The sequence below is a fragment of the Kitasatospora sp. NPDC043950 genome, assembly GCF_056435345.1.
Genome location: NZ_JBWKER010000084.1, coordinates 1 through 14,885 on the forward strand (window position 1 = coordinate 1; position 14,885 = coordinate 14,885).

Genomic DNA, 14,885 nt, shown 5'->3' on the forward strand with positions numbered 1-14,885 from the left:
TCTCGGGGAGAACGCGTCGAGGGGCCCCGGGGCCGTATCGGCTCCGGGGCCCCGAAGGGGAACAACACCATCTACCGGCCTGGGCCGGTCCTGTTGCTTCCGCGCTGCCCCTGGGGAGGGTCGTGCGGGGATCGCGTATGCGTGACCGGAAACCACCGTCCTCGCGTTGGGGTCTGCGGTGTCCGCCCGGGCGAGTGTTCACGGGCCGGGCGATCCTGATGGCGCTTGCGCCCTCCGTTCATCCTCTGTACTGAACTGTCACTTTCGTACTGCTGGTACTGCTGGTACTGCACCTGCTGGACTGCGTACTGCTGGTCGGTGGCCGTGAGGGCCCACCCGGTCCGGCAGCCCGGCCCCGTCGGCCGTCCCGCGTCTGCGGTGACCCTGGAACCCCACTGCCTTGACCCCTCGGCACGCGCGCCCGCAGTCTGGGTGCCTTTGCCGAGGCCGTGCCTGTCTCGCGACTGCCGGTACTGCACTCACTGAACTGCGTCCTACCGGTACCGCTGGTGGCGGCCCCTGATACCTGCGGGCCTCCCGGTCCGGAAGCCAGCCCCGTCGCCGTCCTGCACCTGCCTGGCTTCGGAACTCCACTGCCGGACCGAACTGCGAACTTCTGTCCAACAACCCCGGCCAGTTCGTGTCTGGCCAGCATCGCCGACTGCTGTCTACGAGAGAAACGTTAGACCCACCCACGAGCAATGTCTACTCCGGCGCACACAGATTTTGCGATGCTCTCGGGTGAGGTAACCTTCCGCTGCGCGGCGGCGGCAACCCCCCGAGCCGCCGCCGCGCGCGGCCTTGGCCGCTGGGGCCACTCTTTCTCGACAAGCGGAGCCGCCCCCGTGTGGGCAACGACTACACCGCGTGGAAGCTGTTGCGGAAGGCGGCGTCCGACTGGACCGTCATCGACCTGCCTGCCATCGCGGGCAGCCCCGACGATGCCGTCGGCCGCAAGGTCGGCGAGTCGCTGTGGCTGGCCCGGTACGGCTGCAAGGCGCTGGTCGGTATCTGGCACGCCGTCGGCGAGCGGCTGTGGTGGTTGTTGTTCATGTAGAAGCCGCGCCCCGTCGAGGGGTGGGGTGTGGCGGCGGGCGTGGATCGACACGGCCCGGATCGTCCCCGTCGAGTTCTCGGGCCGAGGGCATCACGTCGGGCACTACCCGGAGCTGGAAGGACAGATGCTGGCCTGGGTCACCGGGATGGACAGCCCCGACAGGATGGACGCCGCGGTGTACGGCCCGACCGAGCTGGCCGGCGCCGGGCAGCTCGACGTACTCGCGCAGGGCATGGACGACAACCGCCTGTCCGGACGCCGCTGACCAACCCGGATGGGAATGGGGTGCGGGGGTGCAGCCCCAGGGCCGCACCCCAGACTGTCAACGCCGAGGTCGAGACCCTGCTCGCCGCCCAGAGGAACGGCGACTTCGCGATGGTGGCCGCTGCCCTGCAGTCGTCGGTGCTGCGGGAGCTGGACCAGTAGCAGAAGGGGCTCGGCAACCTCAACCTCGCCTATGCCTTCGCCGCGCTACTGACCCAGGAGTGCCCCCAGAGGGGTGCGACGTCCTCGGCGTGCCGGACCTGCGCCGGTTGGTGCGGGCGGCGACCGACGAGACCCTTCACGCCCGACTGGAGATCGCCGACGAGATCGGGATGCCGTTCGGCATCGCGGATGCCAAGGCCGAAAACGCCCGGTTCATCGCCGCCGTGCCGCTCGCGCAGGAGTTCGTGAAGCTCTGCCGCCTTCAGCCTGACGCCACCGCCGAGTTCGTGCGGCAGGCCCGCCGGTCCGCCGTGATGGTCGACGAGGTGTGGGCTGTGCTGTACGAGGCATGCGCCACGGTGCGCGGCCACTGCCTGTAAGCGGGATAGCGGACTTCGTCGCGGCGTGGAGGATTTCATCTCAGAAGTGCCTTGTCGATTGTGCGTGCTGGAAGCGTGAAGAACTCCCATCATCGCATGTCACAAGGCACTTCCTCGTTTCTGAGGGAACTATCCACGGGCATCAGGCCGGTGGATCCGGGTTCAGTGGACCGTCACGCTCGGCCCTTCGACAAGGGGGTCCAGGGTCGTGTAGTTGTCACTATCATCCCACGGTTGAACTTTCACGGTAATCCTGGGCGAACCATTGGGATTGTTCAGGGTCGGAGTGTAGAGTTGATAATCACCTGGACCATGAAGGGAGAGTGTGTCGACCTTTACTTCACCGGCCCGGGTGTTAAATTCCGCTTTATGATAGCCGGGCTCCTTTTTTATGCGACTACCCTTTTTCCTGAGTGAGAGGCCATCGCGACCCATGACGCACTCCACGTTGTCCCCCCACCCTTCGGGCGTATAGTACCAAAGGGCTTTCCCGGAAGGACTTCGATAGTGCCCGCATCCGCGGATCCTGAGGACCGGGGCAACCTCTTTTTCGGGGGTGACTTGCAGGCAGGACTGTAGCCATGCTTGAACCCAATTATCGCGGTAATGGGTCCTTGTCAGTTCATTGCACTTTGTCCTGTTTCGCGCCCTGGGGGCGTACTTGTCTTCTTCTCCGATGGTCGTTTCGGCGAGTGTGTCCAGGGTTTTCTCTTGCGTCCATGGGTCGTTATAGTATTCGCCATGGGGCAAGCATGTCGTGACGATATTTTCTGCCCCTCGGAGGGTGGAGGTCTTTCCGCCTCGCACATTCGGGCCCTTTCCTTCGTACGCCCAGGCGCCCTGTTCGGTAATTCCGAATACGACACCGTCGCACAGGCCAATCTGGGGCTTAAATTTGTTTCTGGTATTGAGGTAGACCGCCGGCTCGTCGTCTATGTTGGAGCGGAAGGTTGTGTACCTGGGGTACCCATCAGCCCCATGTGGCGCCTCGTCTCCCGAGTTCAGCGACCGCAGGAAAGCTGACCCGCTTGCCATGTCATGGCATTGAAAATCGCAATTCTCGGCAAGTTCCTTTGCGTAGCCAACCAGGATATTATGGTCCCCCAGGAATGCCCCGATTGCACGGACGGCTTCGGATGCTCCAACTCCCACGTCGGCCACGATTGTTCCATGGTGGGGGCTTCCCATGGATACGAAGTGTTTCACTTTTTCTGCTCCGCCCAAATTCTTGATATAGGCGCGTGCTACGAGACCTCCCATCGAGTGGGCCACAATATCGACCTTGCCGTCCGGTGACGTCTTTGCGATCTCGTTGACTTCCCTGGCGAAGCCTGCGGCGATGTGGTCGATTCCAGGATTGGGAGGATTGGTCTGGCCGGGCTTTGTCATCTTGCTGTAATCGTAGACGTGCAGTTCGCTTTCTTTGTATCCCTGTGTTTCGGCGTATCCTTTCATCCCGTTCCAGACCGCACCTTCGGAGTGCCAGCCATGGACGAAGATGATGGGCCGGTGTGGCCCGCTGGCGTATGCGCTCCGCTGGGCCTGATTCGGGGCGGCAGGCGCTGGTAGTGCGCTAGCGGGTGTGGCCGTCGCCATCGAAAGGCAAAGGGCGCCGGCTGTCACCGCGGTCCACGCGGGGCTCGGCCGCCTCCTCTGCTGGACGGTGATATTGTTCAGGCTGGCCGGCAGGAGCCGGGCCTTCAGTTCACTGTGGATCATGTTCAGCAACCTTTCGCTGTAGCTTGGGTCGGAACTTTCACCGTGCACACTGAAGATGCCAACACGCGACCGCCCCGACAGCGGCCGCGCATAATGAAGCACGCTTCATGAAACTCCCTTTCCTTCATTGATGTAGGCCAGCTTCCAAATACTCCTCAATGTGGACGAAAATTCCTCACATGCGGAATGGTGTCGCGCATGATGGTGCGGCCAAACAGTGATCATCAGGCCGAGATCCACTTTCGCAACGTGCCCTCGGCGGTGGGGTGGGACGTCTGGCGCACTACCTGGACGCCGCCGCAACGCTGTCCCGCAGCACCTTGATGGCGGGCGTCCACGTGTTCACCCCGTCCAGGGCGTGCAGCCAGTGGCCTTGTGGGGTTGGTGGGCAGCTGCTGGGCCGGTCGCCTCCGGGGGTGCCGTAGGCGAGGGCGGCGACCGTGCGCAGGTCGACCTGGGATCCGCGTGCGCGGGTGGCGTCGTGGACCAGCCGGGACATCGCCTGCCGGCCGGAGCGGCCGAGTTCCCGCATCGTGGCCCGCACGGTGGTCTCGTGGATGCCGCCGCGTCGGGTGAGGTTGCCGAGGACCGTGCCGATGCTGGGGCCGCCGACACGGTGGGCCTGTCGGTCGGGTGCGGTGACGGTGAGTGCGGCGTGGACGGCGAGGGCGACGGCGAGGGCGTTCTCCTCGGCGAGGACCTGATCGCGGTGTTCGCTAAGTGGAACATAAATGCACCATCCTGGATCTGGCAAGGCGAGATCAGCCGAGTGCGGCAGGGACCGGCGGACGCCGCACGATGATCACGGGCAGGTGGAGTTCGCGTGCGGCGGTGAGTTTGGGTGCGGTCGCGGCGCCGCCGCTGTCCTTGGTGACCACGACGTCGATGCGGTGCTCGCGCAGGAGTGCCCGTTCGCCGTCGAGCGTGAACGGCCCCCGGTCCAGCAGGACTTCGAAGGACGGTGGCAACGGGGGCTCGGGCGGGTCGACTGACCGGGCGAGGAAGTGGACCCCGTCGAGGTGGGCGAAGGCCGCCGATCCTCACCTCTCCGGCGGGCAGCCGGGGTTGGGCGACCCGGCCGGCCAGTGAACTGGTGACCCGCAGGGACGGCGGCTCGGCGAGTGCGGCAGCCAGCGCCCGCCCCTCCGTCGTCCCGCCGAGGATCAGGACGTGCCGGGTCATGGGGTTCACGCCCCGCAGGGCTCGTGCGGGCGCTCGCGCTCCGCCGAGTAGAGGTGGCTGTCGCGGAAGTGCTCGGCGGCCAGCGTCCGTCCGACCAGGATGACGGCGGTGCGCACCACGCCCGAGGCCTTGACCTGCCCGGCGATGTCGGCGAGGGTGCCGCGCAGCACCAGCTCGTCCGGGCGGCTGGCCATCGCGACGACGGCGGCCGGGCAGTCGGCGCCGTAGTGCGGGAGCAGTTGCTCGACGACGTCGTCCACGTATCCGGCGGCCAGGTGCAGTACCAGCAGGGCGCCGCTGCGGCCGAGGGTGGCCAGGTCCTCGCCCTCGGGCATCGGGGTGGCGCGCTTGGCGATCCGGGTGAGGATGACGGTCTGGCCGACGGTCGGGACGGTCAGCTCCCGCTTGAGGGCGGCTGCTGCGGCGGCGAAGGCGGGCACGCCGGGGACGATCTCGTACGGCACGCCGGCCGCGTCGAGGGACCGTCATCGCCGCGAAGGAACCGACGGCCGGCACTGTCGGCCGGACCTGGCAGGCCCTCGATCCGGGCGGGGCCAGCACCGTGGAAGTCGCACGGATGACCAGGCTGGACGAGGTAGTTCTGTCCTGACCGGTCCAGGTGCGGTCTCGGTCTCCGGTGGGGCCGGTTCACAGAGCGGTCCCACCGGACGTCGTCGTGGTGTCGGTTACCCGATGCTCTCCGCGACGTGGATGAGTTCCTCGTTGGTGAGTCGTGGGGGGCCGCCGGTGGTGACGACGAAGGTGTAGGTGCCGTCGGACCAAGTCAGCGAGTGGGGGTCGCCTTGGGAATCCGAGTGCGTGATGGTCGCGGGGTGGCCCTTGACGGTGGCGGCCTTGCCGGGTGGTGGTGTGCTGCTCCGGAGGGTCTGGCTGATGATCAGAGAGCCTGCTTCGGGACCGGTGCCCAGCCGGTAACCGACGGCCCAGGCCGGGGTGTCGGTCGGGATCGCTTCCAGGCCGGGCAGGAAGACCATCCTGCCCGCGGGGTAGGGGTAGTAGTTCTCCGGCAGGAACGCGGGCCGGAGAAGGTTGCGCTCGTCGAAGTGGACGGCGGGCTTGCCCGTGGCGTCGTTCAGGGCCCTGGTGCCGAGCGGTTTGTTCAGGTGAGTGGTGATCTGCGCGAAGCCGCCCGGGTCGCAGAACCCCGGATGGACCGTGTGCCGCAGGGAGACCTTCACCATGCCGGTGGACTCACGGGTCACGAGCTCCGGTCGGTCCTCGCAACCCCAGCCGATGTTGAGTGTCAGGGTTTGGCCGTCGGAGCTGACCAGTAGCGGGTAGCCGGCCACGGCGCCTTCGTGGGCCTTGATCTCCGGGCCCCGGTTCATCCATGCGTTGATTGCGAACCCGCTACCGAGAACGGCTATCGCAGCCACGGCGGTCAAGCGATTCCGTCGCCCGCGCTTCGACTTCTGACGGACGGTACTTTGCGTCACGGGCCCTCCCCGGCAGTCATGGCCATGCTTGCGGTAGGTCGCGCCTGCCGGATGCAAGCCCGGCAGGCGTGACCACCCCGGCCTTCACCAGAGGTGCAGGAAGGTCCGGATGTCGTCGTAGCCGTCGAGGGCCCGTCCGTCCACGTCCGCCGGGTCGGCGGCGGCCCGCTTCGACAAGGAGTGCGCCAGGTCGAGGGCTTCGTCGCTGAGGCGGCCGAAGCGGCGGGCGATGTGGCTCAGACACAGGACGGCCAGCCCCAGCAGGGGACTGCCCGGTGCGGCCCGTGTGCCGGTCTTCACGCAGCAGTGCTCGGCGAAGTCGCGGTCGTCTCCGTGCAGGGCGATCCCGACCAGGGCCTCAGCCGTGTGGTCAGCTGCGGATCGGTCGTCCAGAGCCCCTTCCAGGGCTTCCGTCACCATCTCGCGAGCCGGCGCGGGCGGGTTCTCCAGGGTCCTGTGCATGCCGCGAGACTACGGCCTCCGCCACGGTCGCGTTGCCCAACAGCCAGTGGTGAGCGATGGGTTGGGCGAAGTGGCGCTGGAGTGCGAAGCCGGCGTGCGGTGGGCGTGCGTGCCGGGCCGCGGTCGGGAACGGCCGTCGTGTCCGTCGAGGCTCCTGGGCTCGCGACCATGACCCCCACCACCAACCCCCCTGAGCAGCGGCATGTCCGTATCCAGGCGACCGGCCCGACCGCGCGTCTGGAGATCGACGGCCAGGACCTCGCCGACCAGGTCCGCTCGTACGAGCTGCGGCACACCGTCGGGCAGCTCCCCGAACTCCAGTTGCTGCTGCGCCCGACCGCCGACCCGGAGTGGGAGGGCGCCGCCCGCGTCGTGGTCGGCGAGGACCCGGACCCGGACCCGGACCCGGGCCCGGCGGCCGTGGCGTTCCTGGCCGCCCTCGACCCCATCGAGACCGTCGAGACCGCCGAGACCGAGCGGGCGCTCCTCGCCCGGCACGACCTCCTCGACGGCGGCGCGCACGAATTCACGAGGGCGCTGCTCACCCAGCTGGGCGAGTGGGCGCTCGGTGTGCGGCAGCCCGGCGAGCACGGGGCGGTGGACGGCTGATGGCGCAGGTGACCAGCAACGCCGGGGTCCTGGCCGCGCAGCTGGAGTCGAGGGCCGCCGTCGCGGTGCCGGCGGCCACGGCGGTGGTGCGGCACCACGCGATGATCCTGGAGACCGCGATCCGCGCCGGCGCATCGGGCCGTCCTGGGCCCGGCGTTCAGAGCGGCGAGTACCGGAGGTCGTGGACCACGGAGGTCCACGCCACCGCCACCGGTGTGGAAGCGACCGTGGGCACCAGCCGCCCGCAGGCCGTGCGCCGTCGATGCGGACCATGTCCGCCAGCGCGTGGGCGTCGCCCTTGTCGCTCTTGGCCCCCGAGGTGCCGTACCTTTCCTTGAACCGGGCAGCCTGACGGGGGTTGGCCGCGTGGACGCGGCAGCCGGCGGCGATCAGGGCCTGCACCCACGGGCCCCGGTCGGTCTCGATGCAGACCGTCACCTGCCCGGGCTCCAGGTCCTGGCCACCGTGGCGGGCGACGAGGCGTGCAGCTTCGCGATGCCCTCGGAGCCCTCCGGTAGCCGTGCGCTCGCCGGCTTCCGGCCCGTCTCGTTCTGCAGCTCCACGTCGTGGTGGTCTTCGGCCCAGTCGTCGCCGATGAACAGCACTGGTCTTCTCCGGCTTCTCTTGGCGTTCTGTGTGTGCAGCCTGCGGAAGGCGTGGCTCGCGTTCTCATGGATCAAGTGCTCACGCCCAACCTGCCTGGCGGGCACGCGATCCCATCAGCAGTCAAGCCCCCCGGCCGACCAGAGGCGGCGTGGTCTGACCTCAGAGCTCACGATGGCTCCGAAGAAGGAAGTGCTCACCTGCTGGCGGCTACGGGCCGAAGTCTCTCCTACGGCCCGGCGGGGCCCATTAGAAGGAGCTGCTGCTTCCGGCGAAGGGGCTGGGCTCCTCCGGGGGACTGAGCTCGCCCGGGTGGCTGGGTGCAGTGAAGAAGCTGGGTTCCCCCGAGGGGCTGAGCTCGCCCGGAGGGCTGGGTGCGGCCGGGGAAGCGGGCGTGGCCGAGCGGCTGGGCGCGGCGGAGGGGCTGAGCTCGTCGGAGGGGCTGGGTGCGGCCGGGGAACCGGGCGTGGCGGAGGGGCTGAGCTCGTCCGAGCGGCTCGGGTACGGCTGAGGGGCCGGCTGTGGGCGAGCGCCGCTGGGTGCGGCGGAGAGGCTGAGCCCGTTCGAGGGGCTGGGCGTGGCGGAGGGACTGGGTGCGGCCGGGGAACCGGACTTGGCGGAGGGGCTGGGGCTCGACGTGGCGGAGGGACTGGCCGTGGCGGAGGGGCTCGGGCGGGGGTCGTGGGGGCAGAGTACGGCAGGGTCTTTGAACCCGTAGCTCAGGCCCCAGTCCCTGTCGCAGCCGCCCCAGTAGGTCCTCACCCAGCCGCAGTAGGGTCCGCCGTAGCTGAAGCAACGGGGCACCGAGTCCTCCGAGTCCGGATTCGTGGAGGGAGACCAGGATGATTCGGCTTCGCTCTGCGAGGTGCCGAGGGCGTTGACCGCGCGGACCTGCGTGGCATCGGAACTCTGGGACGTCCCGCCCGTGAAGAGGACGGCCAGGCCAAAGGCTGAGGCGGAAGCCGCCACGATTGAAGCGGCGAGAACGCGGCGGGTGGAGCGCATGGCTGGTCCTCTTGGCTGCGTGGTCTGTGGCACGTGGGAATGCACTCCGGGCACGAGCACCGCCGCTGTGAGCGCCGGAGTTAAACATATGGTCGGAAGACCTTTTCATCGCCGACGAAGCGCCAGTCAGGCGGCCTTGCTCCGGTTTTTCACTCGAAGAGGCTCGCCTCGACCCACGTGCCGCGACCGCGCGCAGATCTTCGCCCACGGGGGCCTCGGCCGGGCCCGGTGATCGGCGGACGACCGGCGATCGACACGGTCAGCGCAGGGAGCGGACCGCCGGGCTCGTGGCGACCAGGCCGGCGCAGGCCAGGACGGCGCTGCCGCAGACCAGGAACAGCGTGGTCGTGCCGTAGGGGAGCAGGGCGCCGGCGATCACGTAGGAGAACGGGTCGAACGCCACCGTGGCCAGCACGACGAGGCTGAGTACCCGGCCCAGCAGTTGCTCGGGCACCCGCTCCTGCAGAGTGGCCACGACCACCACTCCGAGGAACCCGGATCCGAGGCCGATGAGCGAGACGACCGCCGTCGCGGCGACGACATGGGTGACGGCGGCGAGTCCGGCCATGCCTGCGCCGATCGCCGCGACACCGCCGACCACGGTCCGGCCGCGCCGGGCGGGCGGCCGCCACCCGGCCATCAGGGAGCCGGCCAGTGAGCCGGCACCGAAACCGGAGAGCACGACGCCCAGAGATCCCGCGCCGCCGAGGCGTTGATCGGCGAGCACCGCGCCGCCCACGAGCACGGGGCCCACGACCGCGATGTTGATCAGGGCGATGGCTGCCAGCATCCCTCGCACCAGCGGTTCGTGCCAGGCGTACCTCAAGCCCACGCCGAGGGCACGCGCACTGCTGAACTGCTCGCCGTCGACGGTGGCCGGACCGGCGTCGTCCCCGGCACCTCCGCCACGTCGCACCACCCGGATCAGCGTGCTGAGGACGACGGCGGCCAACGCGGCCATCGCCACGATCCCACCGAGCGTCGCGGCGAAGCCGACTGCGGCGATGCATCCGGCGGCCACCGCCGGGCCGACCAGGTCGCCCCCCGACTCCGCGCCCTGCACCAGCCCGTTGACCCGGGAGAGCTTGTCGGTCGGCACGACGGCGGGTAGCAACGCCAGGGCCGCCGGGAAGTAGGCGGCGTCGGCGGCGCCGAGCAGCCCGCCGAGCAGCGCGACCGTCGTCAACGACGGTGAGGTGAAGGTGACCAGGGCGCCGAGGGCGAGCAGGACGGCGACCCGGAGCCAGGCGGCACTGGCCACGACACGGGCGGGACCGAGGCGGTCGACCAGTACTCCCGCAGGAGGCAGGAGCACCGCTCGCGGCAGCGCCACGGCCACCAGAACCAACCCCGTGGCGATTCCGGGTTCCGACAGGTCGAGCACGAAGAGCGTGAGCCAGACGATGAACAGCGCATCGACCACGGCCGCCAGCCCTTGACCCACGATCAGGCGGCGCAGGTGCGAATCGCCGAGCGGTTCGCGCGGAAGGGGCGGGGCGGTCGGCTCCGTCGTCATCGGTGGCTCTCCGGGGCTCGGGTACGGGGCGTCAGCCATGGCGTGGCGGCGGCCCACCGGCAACGCCGGCGGGTCCGGCGCCGGGTGTCACTATGCGATGTGGGTGCCCCCATCGACCGTCAGGGTGGTGCCGGTGATGTAGGACGCCGCGTCGGAGACGAGGAAGACCAGAGCCGCAGCGAGCTCCTCGGGCCGCCCGATGCGGCCTGAGAGCACCCGCGGCATCATCGCCTCCAGGTAACCCTCGGCGTAGCCGTCGGTCATCGCGGAGGTGAAGAGGCCCGGCGCGAGGGCGTTCACGCGAATGCCCTTGCCGGGGGTCCACTGCTGGGCGAGATCGCGGGTGAGCCCGAGGATCCCGGCCTTCGACGCCGAGTAGGCGGCCTGCGGCAGCCCGCCCGTGACCAGGGCGAGGATGCTCGAGACGTTGACGATGGAGCTGCCGGGCAGCATCACCGCGCCCGCGGCCTGGGCCATCCAGTAGGAGCCGTTCAGATTGATGTCGATGACCTCGCGGAACTGCTCCGGGGTCTCCTCCGCCGCGGGTTGCTCACTGCTGATCCCGGCGTTGTTGACGAGAATGTCCACCCGCCCGAATGCCCGCACGGCCGCGTCGACCAGCCTGCGGCAGTCCTCCGGCTCGGCGACGTCGGTGCGCACGGCGACGGCCCGGCGGCCGAGCTTCTCGACGGCCGCGCGCACGGTCTCCAGCCGCTCGGTGCGCCGCGCCCCGAGCACGACGTCGGCGCCGGCCTCCGCCACCGCGGTGGCGAAGGCGACGCCCAGCCCGGAGGAGGCGCCGGTGACCACGGCGACGCGACCGTCGAGCCGGAAGCGATCGAGGACGCTCATGGCTGCCCGACCTCCTGGGGAGCCTCGTGGGGAAGGGTCGTCCCGGCGGAGGTCACCGGTGCTCGGCGACGTAGTTCACCGCGTCGCCGACGGTCCTCAATCCGGTGACCCGGTCGTCCGGGATCTTCACCTCGAACCTGTCCTCGACCGCCACGGCGATCTCCATCATGGCCAGGGAGTCGACGTCGAGGTCGTCGGTGAACGACGTCTCGGCGCTCACCTCGGCGGAGTCGATGCCGAGGACCTCTTCGACGATCTCGGCAATGGCGTTGAGGATGTCGGTGTTGTCCACGACGGGTTCCTTCCTCTGGGGATGGGGATGGGGATGGGGTCGGCGTCGGTCATCGGTCGGTGGGGCGAGCCTCGGTGTGGCGAGCGTCGGTGGGGACGTCAGAGCCCGAGGCGTCGTCGGTAGGCGAGGAGGGTGTGCAGGAAGCCGTCCATCTGCTCCTCGGTGTGGCCCGCGTGCGGGAACAGGCGCAGGAGCGCCTGGTTGCGTGAGACGGCCGGGTAGGAGAAGACGGGTACGAGGTAGCCGTCCTCGACGAACCACTCCCGCATCTGCAGGGCGGCGGCGTCGCTTCCGATCGGCACCGAGAGCATGTACGACTCGGTCGGCGTCGTCGCCGTGCCGGCCTCGTGCATCTGTCGGCGAAGGCGGGCGGCATGTGCCAGGTAGTCGTCGACGATCCCCGGATCGTCGGCGAGGACGCCGATCGTGCGGTCGGCGGCGTAGGCGGTCGGCGGCTGGATGGCGGCCGTGAACATCGAGGTGCCGGAGAGCAGTTCGAAGGCGTCGATGGCCGCCGCCGGCCCGGCGATCGCGCCGCCTTCCAGACCGATGGCCTTCGACAGCGACACCATGACGAAGTCGGCCCGCTCCCGGATCGCGGCGGCCTCCCGGGCGTAGGGACGGTTCTCGGGTCCGTAGACCATGAAGCCGTTCGCGTCGTCGATCATGCTGACGGCGCCGTGGCGGTCGCACTCGTCGAGGATCTCCACGATCGGTCCCATGGTGCCGTCGGCCGAATAGATGCTCTCGGCGATCACCACGGTCTTGTGGGTGCGGACCCGCTCCAGGACGCGGGCCAGGTCGGAGACGTCGTTGTGCCGGAACGCGTGGACGTTGCGGCCGTAGCCGAGCCCCTGGAGGCCCTTCCAGATGCTCCAGTGGACGTCGCGGTCGACGACGAACACGGTGTCGTGGTTGCGCACCTCGATCCCGGCGTCGAAGTGCGCGGAACTGCTCATGGCGTGGACGAACCCGATGTTGGCCAGGAGCCCCGTGGCGAAGCTGATGGCTCGCTCCTTGCCGGTGTGACGGGCGATCGTCTCCTCCAGCACCTGGTGCGGGCGGCAGATCCCCTGGGTCATCCTGGATCCGCTGGTGCTCAGGCCGTGGGCGAGCGCCCCCTCCGCGAAATGACGCCGTACGGGGACGTGGCGCTCCAGATCGAGGAAGCTGATGCTGGCGAAGTTCACCAGCTCGCGGCCGTTGCGGACGATGGTCGGCCCGACGGGACCGTCCACCACCGGCGGGCGGTAGGCCGTGTCGTGGGTGTTCGCCTCGACGAAGGCGGCGAAGGCCCACGGGGCCAGGCGGTCCGCGGACGGGCCGGCGGTGCGGGACGCGGTCATGGCGAGGTTTCTCCTCCACGATGGGCGCGGGGCGGTGAGGGCTCCAGGGCTGTGGCGAGGTGGCCGAGCGAGGCCGTTCCGGCCAGTTCGTCCGACGCGATCCCGGTGAAGCCGGACCGGTGGAGCAGCGCCAGCAGACGGGGGACGGCGACCAGGGTGACGCCGTGGTCGGCGAGGCAACGGTTCATGTCCACCGCGTCAGGGCTGTCGGAGGAGCCGTCCGGCGGATCGCCGGGTGCGACAGCGGCCACGGCGGCGGCCAGCGCCCGTTCGGCGCCCGTAGCGGGCGGGCGCGACGGGACCCGCGGCGTTCCCGCGCCGGTGGTGGCGGTGCGGGACCGGTCGGACCCGGGGCCGGCCGGGGACAGGACGTAGCGGCCCGGGGCCGCGATGCCGGGCACTTCGTCGAGGTGGTCCAGGACGTGGCGGTGCAAGTCGTCGGGGGTGACACCGGGGGCGGTGCGAGCGCGTGCGACGAGGTGCGGTTCGCCTTCCCCCGCTGCGTCCCCGCTGGGCGCCACTGTCACGTCGAGCACTCCGGGGTGGCCGCGCAACACGGCCTCGACCCTGGCCGGGCACACCCATCCCTGCGGGGCGCGCCACCATCCGGCGGCGGCCGGTGTCGGCGGGCGCGCCGGAACCGGGCACTCGGCACCGTCGGCGAGCGCGCGCAGGAAGGCGCACAGACGGACGGGCAACGCCACGGCCTGCCCGGCGTCGAGCAGGTGGTCCCCGACGGTGACATCGAGGGTGACGACCCCCGCGTCGAGGCTGAGGTCGACGTACAGCGTGTCGCAGGGCTCGTCGGGTGCGCTACGGATCCAGGTTGCGGACCCGTCCGGCGGAGCGTACTGCGCGGGGACCAGGTACCCGGGGACCAGGTAGTCGCGCGGCCACGAGTAGCAGTTGTACTCGATGGTCGGTACGGTCACGACACCCCGGCGACGGTGCATCCGCGCCTCGGCGGCGACCAGTTCCGCGGGGCGCCACTGACCGTGCCGGTAGGCGGCGGAGGAGGCGGCGGCGACCGAGGCGACCACCTCGCCGAACGCCGCGCCCGGGCGGAGGTCGATCTGCACCGGAACCGTCAGGGCCCGGACGCCGACGCTGTTCCGCAGAGCGGCCCGGGCCCGGTTGGAGACGACCACGGACGCGAGGAACCGGTGCTCACCGGTGCGGGTGGCGACGTCGTGGGCCAGCGCCGCGAGCACGACGACCTCCGGACCGGCCCGATGGCGCCGGGCGACGCGGTGGAGGTCGTCGTACGCACCCGCCGAGCGGTGCTGGAGGCGGTGGCGCCCAGCGCCGTCGTCGGTCCCGCCGAACGGGGCCAGCACACCGGTCGGGTTGCCCGCGAGCCGCGTGAGCCACTCGCGCTCCGCCGCGCGGGCGCGTTCCACGGGCTGGGCGGCGACCGTGTCGAGGGGGTGCTGCACGCTTGCCTCCGCCGGTGCGCCGACGCCGCGCAGTTGGTCGTGCAACTGGTTGATCAGCACCGCCAGCCCCCACCCGTCGATCACGACGTGATGGGCGGCCAGCAGGACCGCACGCGGCCTCCCCGCCTCCAGCAGCACCCTGGCGCGCCAGGGCGGGTTCCGCTCGGGATCGATCGGACGGGCGGCCAGCGCGGCGGTGGCGGCGTCCAGGGTGTCGGCATCGACGGCGCGGACGTCGACGTGGTCGACCGGCAGCGGCGCCCAGTCCGCACGGTGGACGTGTTGGACCGGGCGGAGCGGGTCGACCGTGGTGCGCAGCGCCTCATGGCGGGCGGTGAGGGCCGCGAGTGCCGCGTGGACGTCGGTGACGGTGGCCGGGGGCGGGACGTGGCAGTGGTCGGCGAGGGGCGTCGGGTTCACCCGCCGTGGTGCGGGAACGGTGCGCTCGAACCAGTGCCACTGCTGGACCCAGGTCAGCGGCCCGCTGCGGTTGACGGTGGCGGCGCTCGGGGGCGGCTCCGGGAGGCGGTTCACGGCCGGGCC

14 protein-coding genes and 3 pseudogenes are annotated in these 14,885 nt (G+C 70.1%); 5 read left to right on the top strand and 12 right to left on the bottom strand.

The features are described 5' to 3' along the window. Positions 1-847: 847 nt before the first annotated feature. The 4 genes from AC07BF_RS35090 (at position 848) to AC07BF_RS35105 (ending at position 1,863) form a co-directional block, all read left to right on the top strand. The gene (locus AC07BF_RS35090; RefSeq protein WP_363589683.1) at positions 848-1,057 is read left to right on the top strand and encodes a hypothetical protein; all 210 of its coding nucleotides are present in this window, start codon (positions 848-850) and stop codon (positions 1,055-1,057) included. 124 nt (positions 1,058-1,181) lie between these two features. After that, entirely contained in the window at positions 1,182-1,322 is a 141-nt protein-coding gene (locus tag AC07BF_RS35095) for a hypothetical protein (protein ID WP_363589685.1), read from the top strand. 20 nt (positions 1,323-1,342) lie between these two features. Then, positions 1,343-1,483 carry a hypothetical protein gene (locus AC07BF_RS35100; protein WP_478334435.1) on the top strand — a complete coding sequence of 47 codons (141 nt, stop codon included), beginning with the start codon at positions 1,343-1,345 and terminating at the stop codon, positions 1,481-1,483. 89 nt (positions 1,484-1,572) lie between these two features. Further along, entirely contained in the window at positions 1,573-1,863 is a 291-nt protein-coding gene (locus AC07BF_RS35105) for a hypothetical protein (protein ID WP_363589689.1), read from the top strand. A gap of 162 nt (positions 1,864-2,025) precedes the next feature. Here the strand turns inward: AC07BF_RS35105 and AC07BF_RS35110 are convergent, their stop codons facing one another. The 6 genes and pseudogenes from AC07BF_RS35110 to AC07BF_RS35135 form a co-directional block, all read right to left on the bottom strand. Continuing rightward, positions 2,026-3,582 carry a lipase family alpha/beta hydrolase gene (locus AC07BF_RS35110; protein ID WP_400987754.1) on the bottom strand — a complete coding sequence of 519 codons (1,557 nt, stop codon included), beginning with the start codon at positions 3,580-3,582 and terminating at the stop codon, positions 2,026-2,028. 283 nt (positions 3,583-3,865) lie between these two features. Next, positions 3,866-4,336, bottom strand: a complete 471-nt coding sequence (locus tag AC07BF_RS35115) for a hypothetical protein (protein WP_400987571.1) — start codon at positions 4,334-4,336, stop codon at positions 3,866-3,868. 7 nt (positions 4,337-4,343) lie between these two features. Beyond that, positions 4,344-4,764: pseudogene (locus AC07BF_RS35120) on the bottom strand (precorrin-6A/cobalt-precorrin-6A reductase). 5 nt (positions 4,765-4,769) lie between these two features. Beyond that, positions 4,770-5,249, bottom strand: a pseudogene (locus AC07BF_RS35125) (SAM-dependent methyltransferase); the annotation flags it as partial. 201 nt (positions 5,250-5,450) lie between these two features. Then, positions 5,451-6,113, bottom strand: coding sequence for a hypothetical protein (locus AC07BF_RS35130; RefSeq protein ID WP_478334436.1), 663 nt, complete (start codon positions 6,111-6,113; stop codon positions 5,451-5,453). Positions 6,114-6,305: 192 nt separating this feature from the next. Next, positions 6,306-6,683 (bottom strand): hypothetical protein, encoded by a 378-nt coding sequence (locus tag AC07BF_RS35135; protein ID WP_363633438.1) that lies wholly within the window; start codon positions 6,681-6,683, stop codon positions 6,306-6,308. A gap of 168 nt (positions 6,684-6,851) precedes the next feature. Between AC07BF_RS35135 and AC07BF_RS35140 the strand changes: the two genes are divergently transcribed. Further along, positions 6,852-7,292, top strand: a complete 441-nt coding sequence (locus AC07BF_RS35140) for a hypothetical protein (RefSeq protein WP_478334445.1) — start codon at positions 6,852-6,854, stop codon at positions 7,290-7,292. Between the two features lie 258 nt (positions 7,293-7,550). Here AC07BF_RS35140 and AC07BF_RS35145 read toward each other — a convergent pair. The 6 genes and pseudogenes from AC07BF_RS35145 to AC07BF_RS35170 form a co-directional block, all read right to left on the bottom strand. After that, a pseudogene (locus tag AC07BF_RS35145) lies at positions 7,551-7,897 on the bottom strand (IS110 family transposase); the annotation flags it as partial. A gap of 1,262 nt (positions 7,898-9,159) precedes the next feature. After that, on the bottom strand, positions 9,160-10,416 hold the full coding sequence (locus tag AC07BF_RS35150; protein ID WP_363633430.1) for an MFS transporter: 1,257 nt from the start codon (positions 10,414-10,416) through the stop codon (positions 9,160-9,162). Between the two features lie 90 nt (positions 10,417-10,506). Continuing rightward, positions 10,507-11,268 (bottom strand): SDR family NAD(P)-dependent oxidoreductase, encoded by a 762-nt coding sequence (locus AC07BF_RS35155; protein ID WP_363589296.1) that lies wholly within the window; start codon positions 11,266-11,268, stop codon positions 10,507-10,509. Positions 11,269-11,320: 52 nt separating this feature from the next. Beyond that, on the bottom strand, positions 11,321-11,560 hold the full coding sequence (locus AC07BF_RS35160) for an acyl carrier protein (protein WP_478334437.1): 240 nt from the start codon (positions 11,558-11,560) through the stop codon (positions 11,321-11,323). A 98-nt stretch (positions 11,561-11,658) separates the two neighbouring features. Next, positions 11,659-12,906, bottom strand: coding sequence for an aminotransferase class I/II-fold pyridoxal phosphate-dependent enzyme (locus AC07BF_RS35165; protein ID WP_400330665.1), 1,248 nt, complete (start codon positions 12,904-12,906; stop codon positions 11,659-11,661). Then, positions 12,903-14,876, bottom strand: coding sequence for a condensation domain-containing protein (locus AC07BF_RS35170; RefSeq protein WP_478319472.1), 1,974 nt, complete (start codon positions 14,874-14,876; stop codon positions 12,903-12,905). The genes AC07BF_RS35165 and AC07BF_RS35170 overlap by 4 nt, the downstream gene beginning before the upstream one ends. Between the last annotated feature and the right edge of the window lie 9 nt (positions 14,877-14,885).

What these genes read in the sequence shown, in the direction of transcription:
- AC07BF_RS35095 (WP_363589685.1), top strand. Translation starts at nt 1,182, where the DNA reads ATGCTGGCCTGGGTCACCGGGATGGACAGCCCCGACAGGATGGACGCC.
- AC07BF_RS35110 (WP_400987754.1), bottom strand. Translation starts at nt 3,582, where the DNA reads ATGATCCACAGTGAACTGAAGGCCCGGCTCCTGCCGGCCAGCCTGAAC.
- AC07BF_RS35130 (WP_478334436.1), bottom strand. Translation starts at nt 6,113, where the DNA reads ATGAACCGGGGCCCGGAGATCAAGGCCCACGAAGGCGCCGTGGCCGGC.
- AC07BF_RS35135 (WP_363633438.1), bottom strand. Translation starts at nt 6,683, where the DNA reads ATGCACAGGACCCTGGAGAACCCGCCCGCGCCGGCTCGCGAGATGGTG.
- AC07BF_RS35140 (WP_478334445.1), top strand. Translation starts at nt 6,852, where the DNA reads ATGACCCCCACCACCAACCCCCCTGAGCAGCGGCATGTCCGTATCCAG.
- AC07BF_RS35150 (WP_363633430.1), bottom strand. Translation starts at nt 10,416, where the DNA reads ATGACGACGGAGCCGACCGCCCCGCCCCTTCCGCGCGAACCGCTCGGC.
- AC07BF_RS35155 (WP_363589296.1), bottom strand. Translation starts at nt 11,268, where the DNA reads ATGAGCGTCCTCGATCGCTTCCGGCTCGACGGTCGCGTCGCCGTGGTC.
- AC07BF_RS35165 (WP_400330665.1), bottom strand. Translation starts at nt 12,906, where the DNA reads ATGACCGCGTCCCGCACCGCCGGCCCGTCCGCGGACCGCCTGGCCCCG.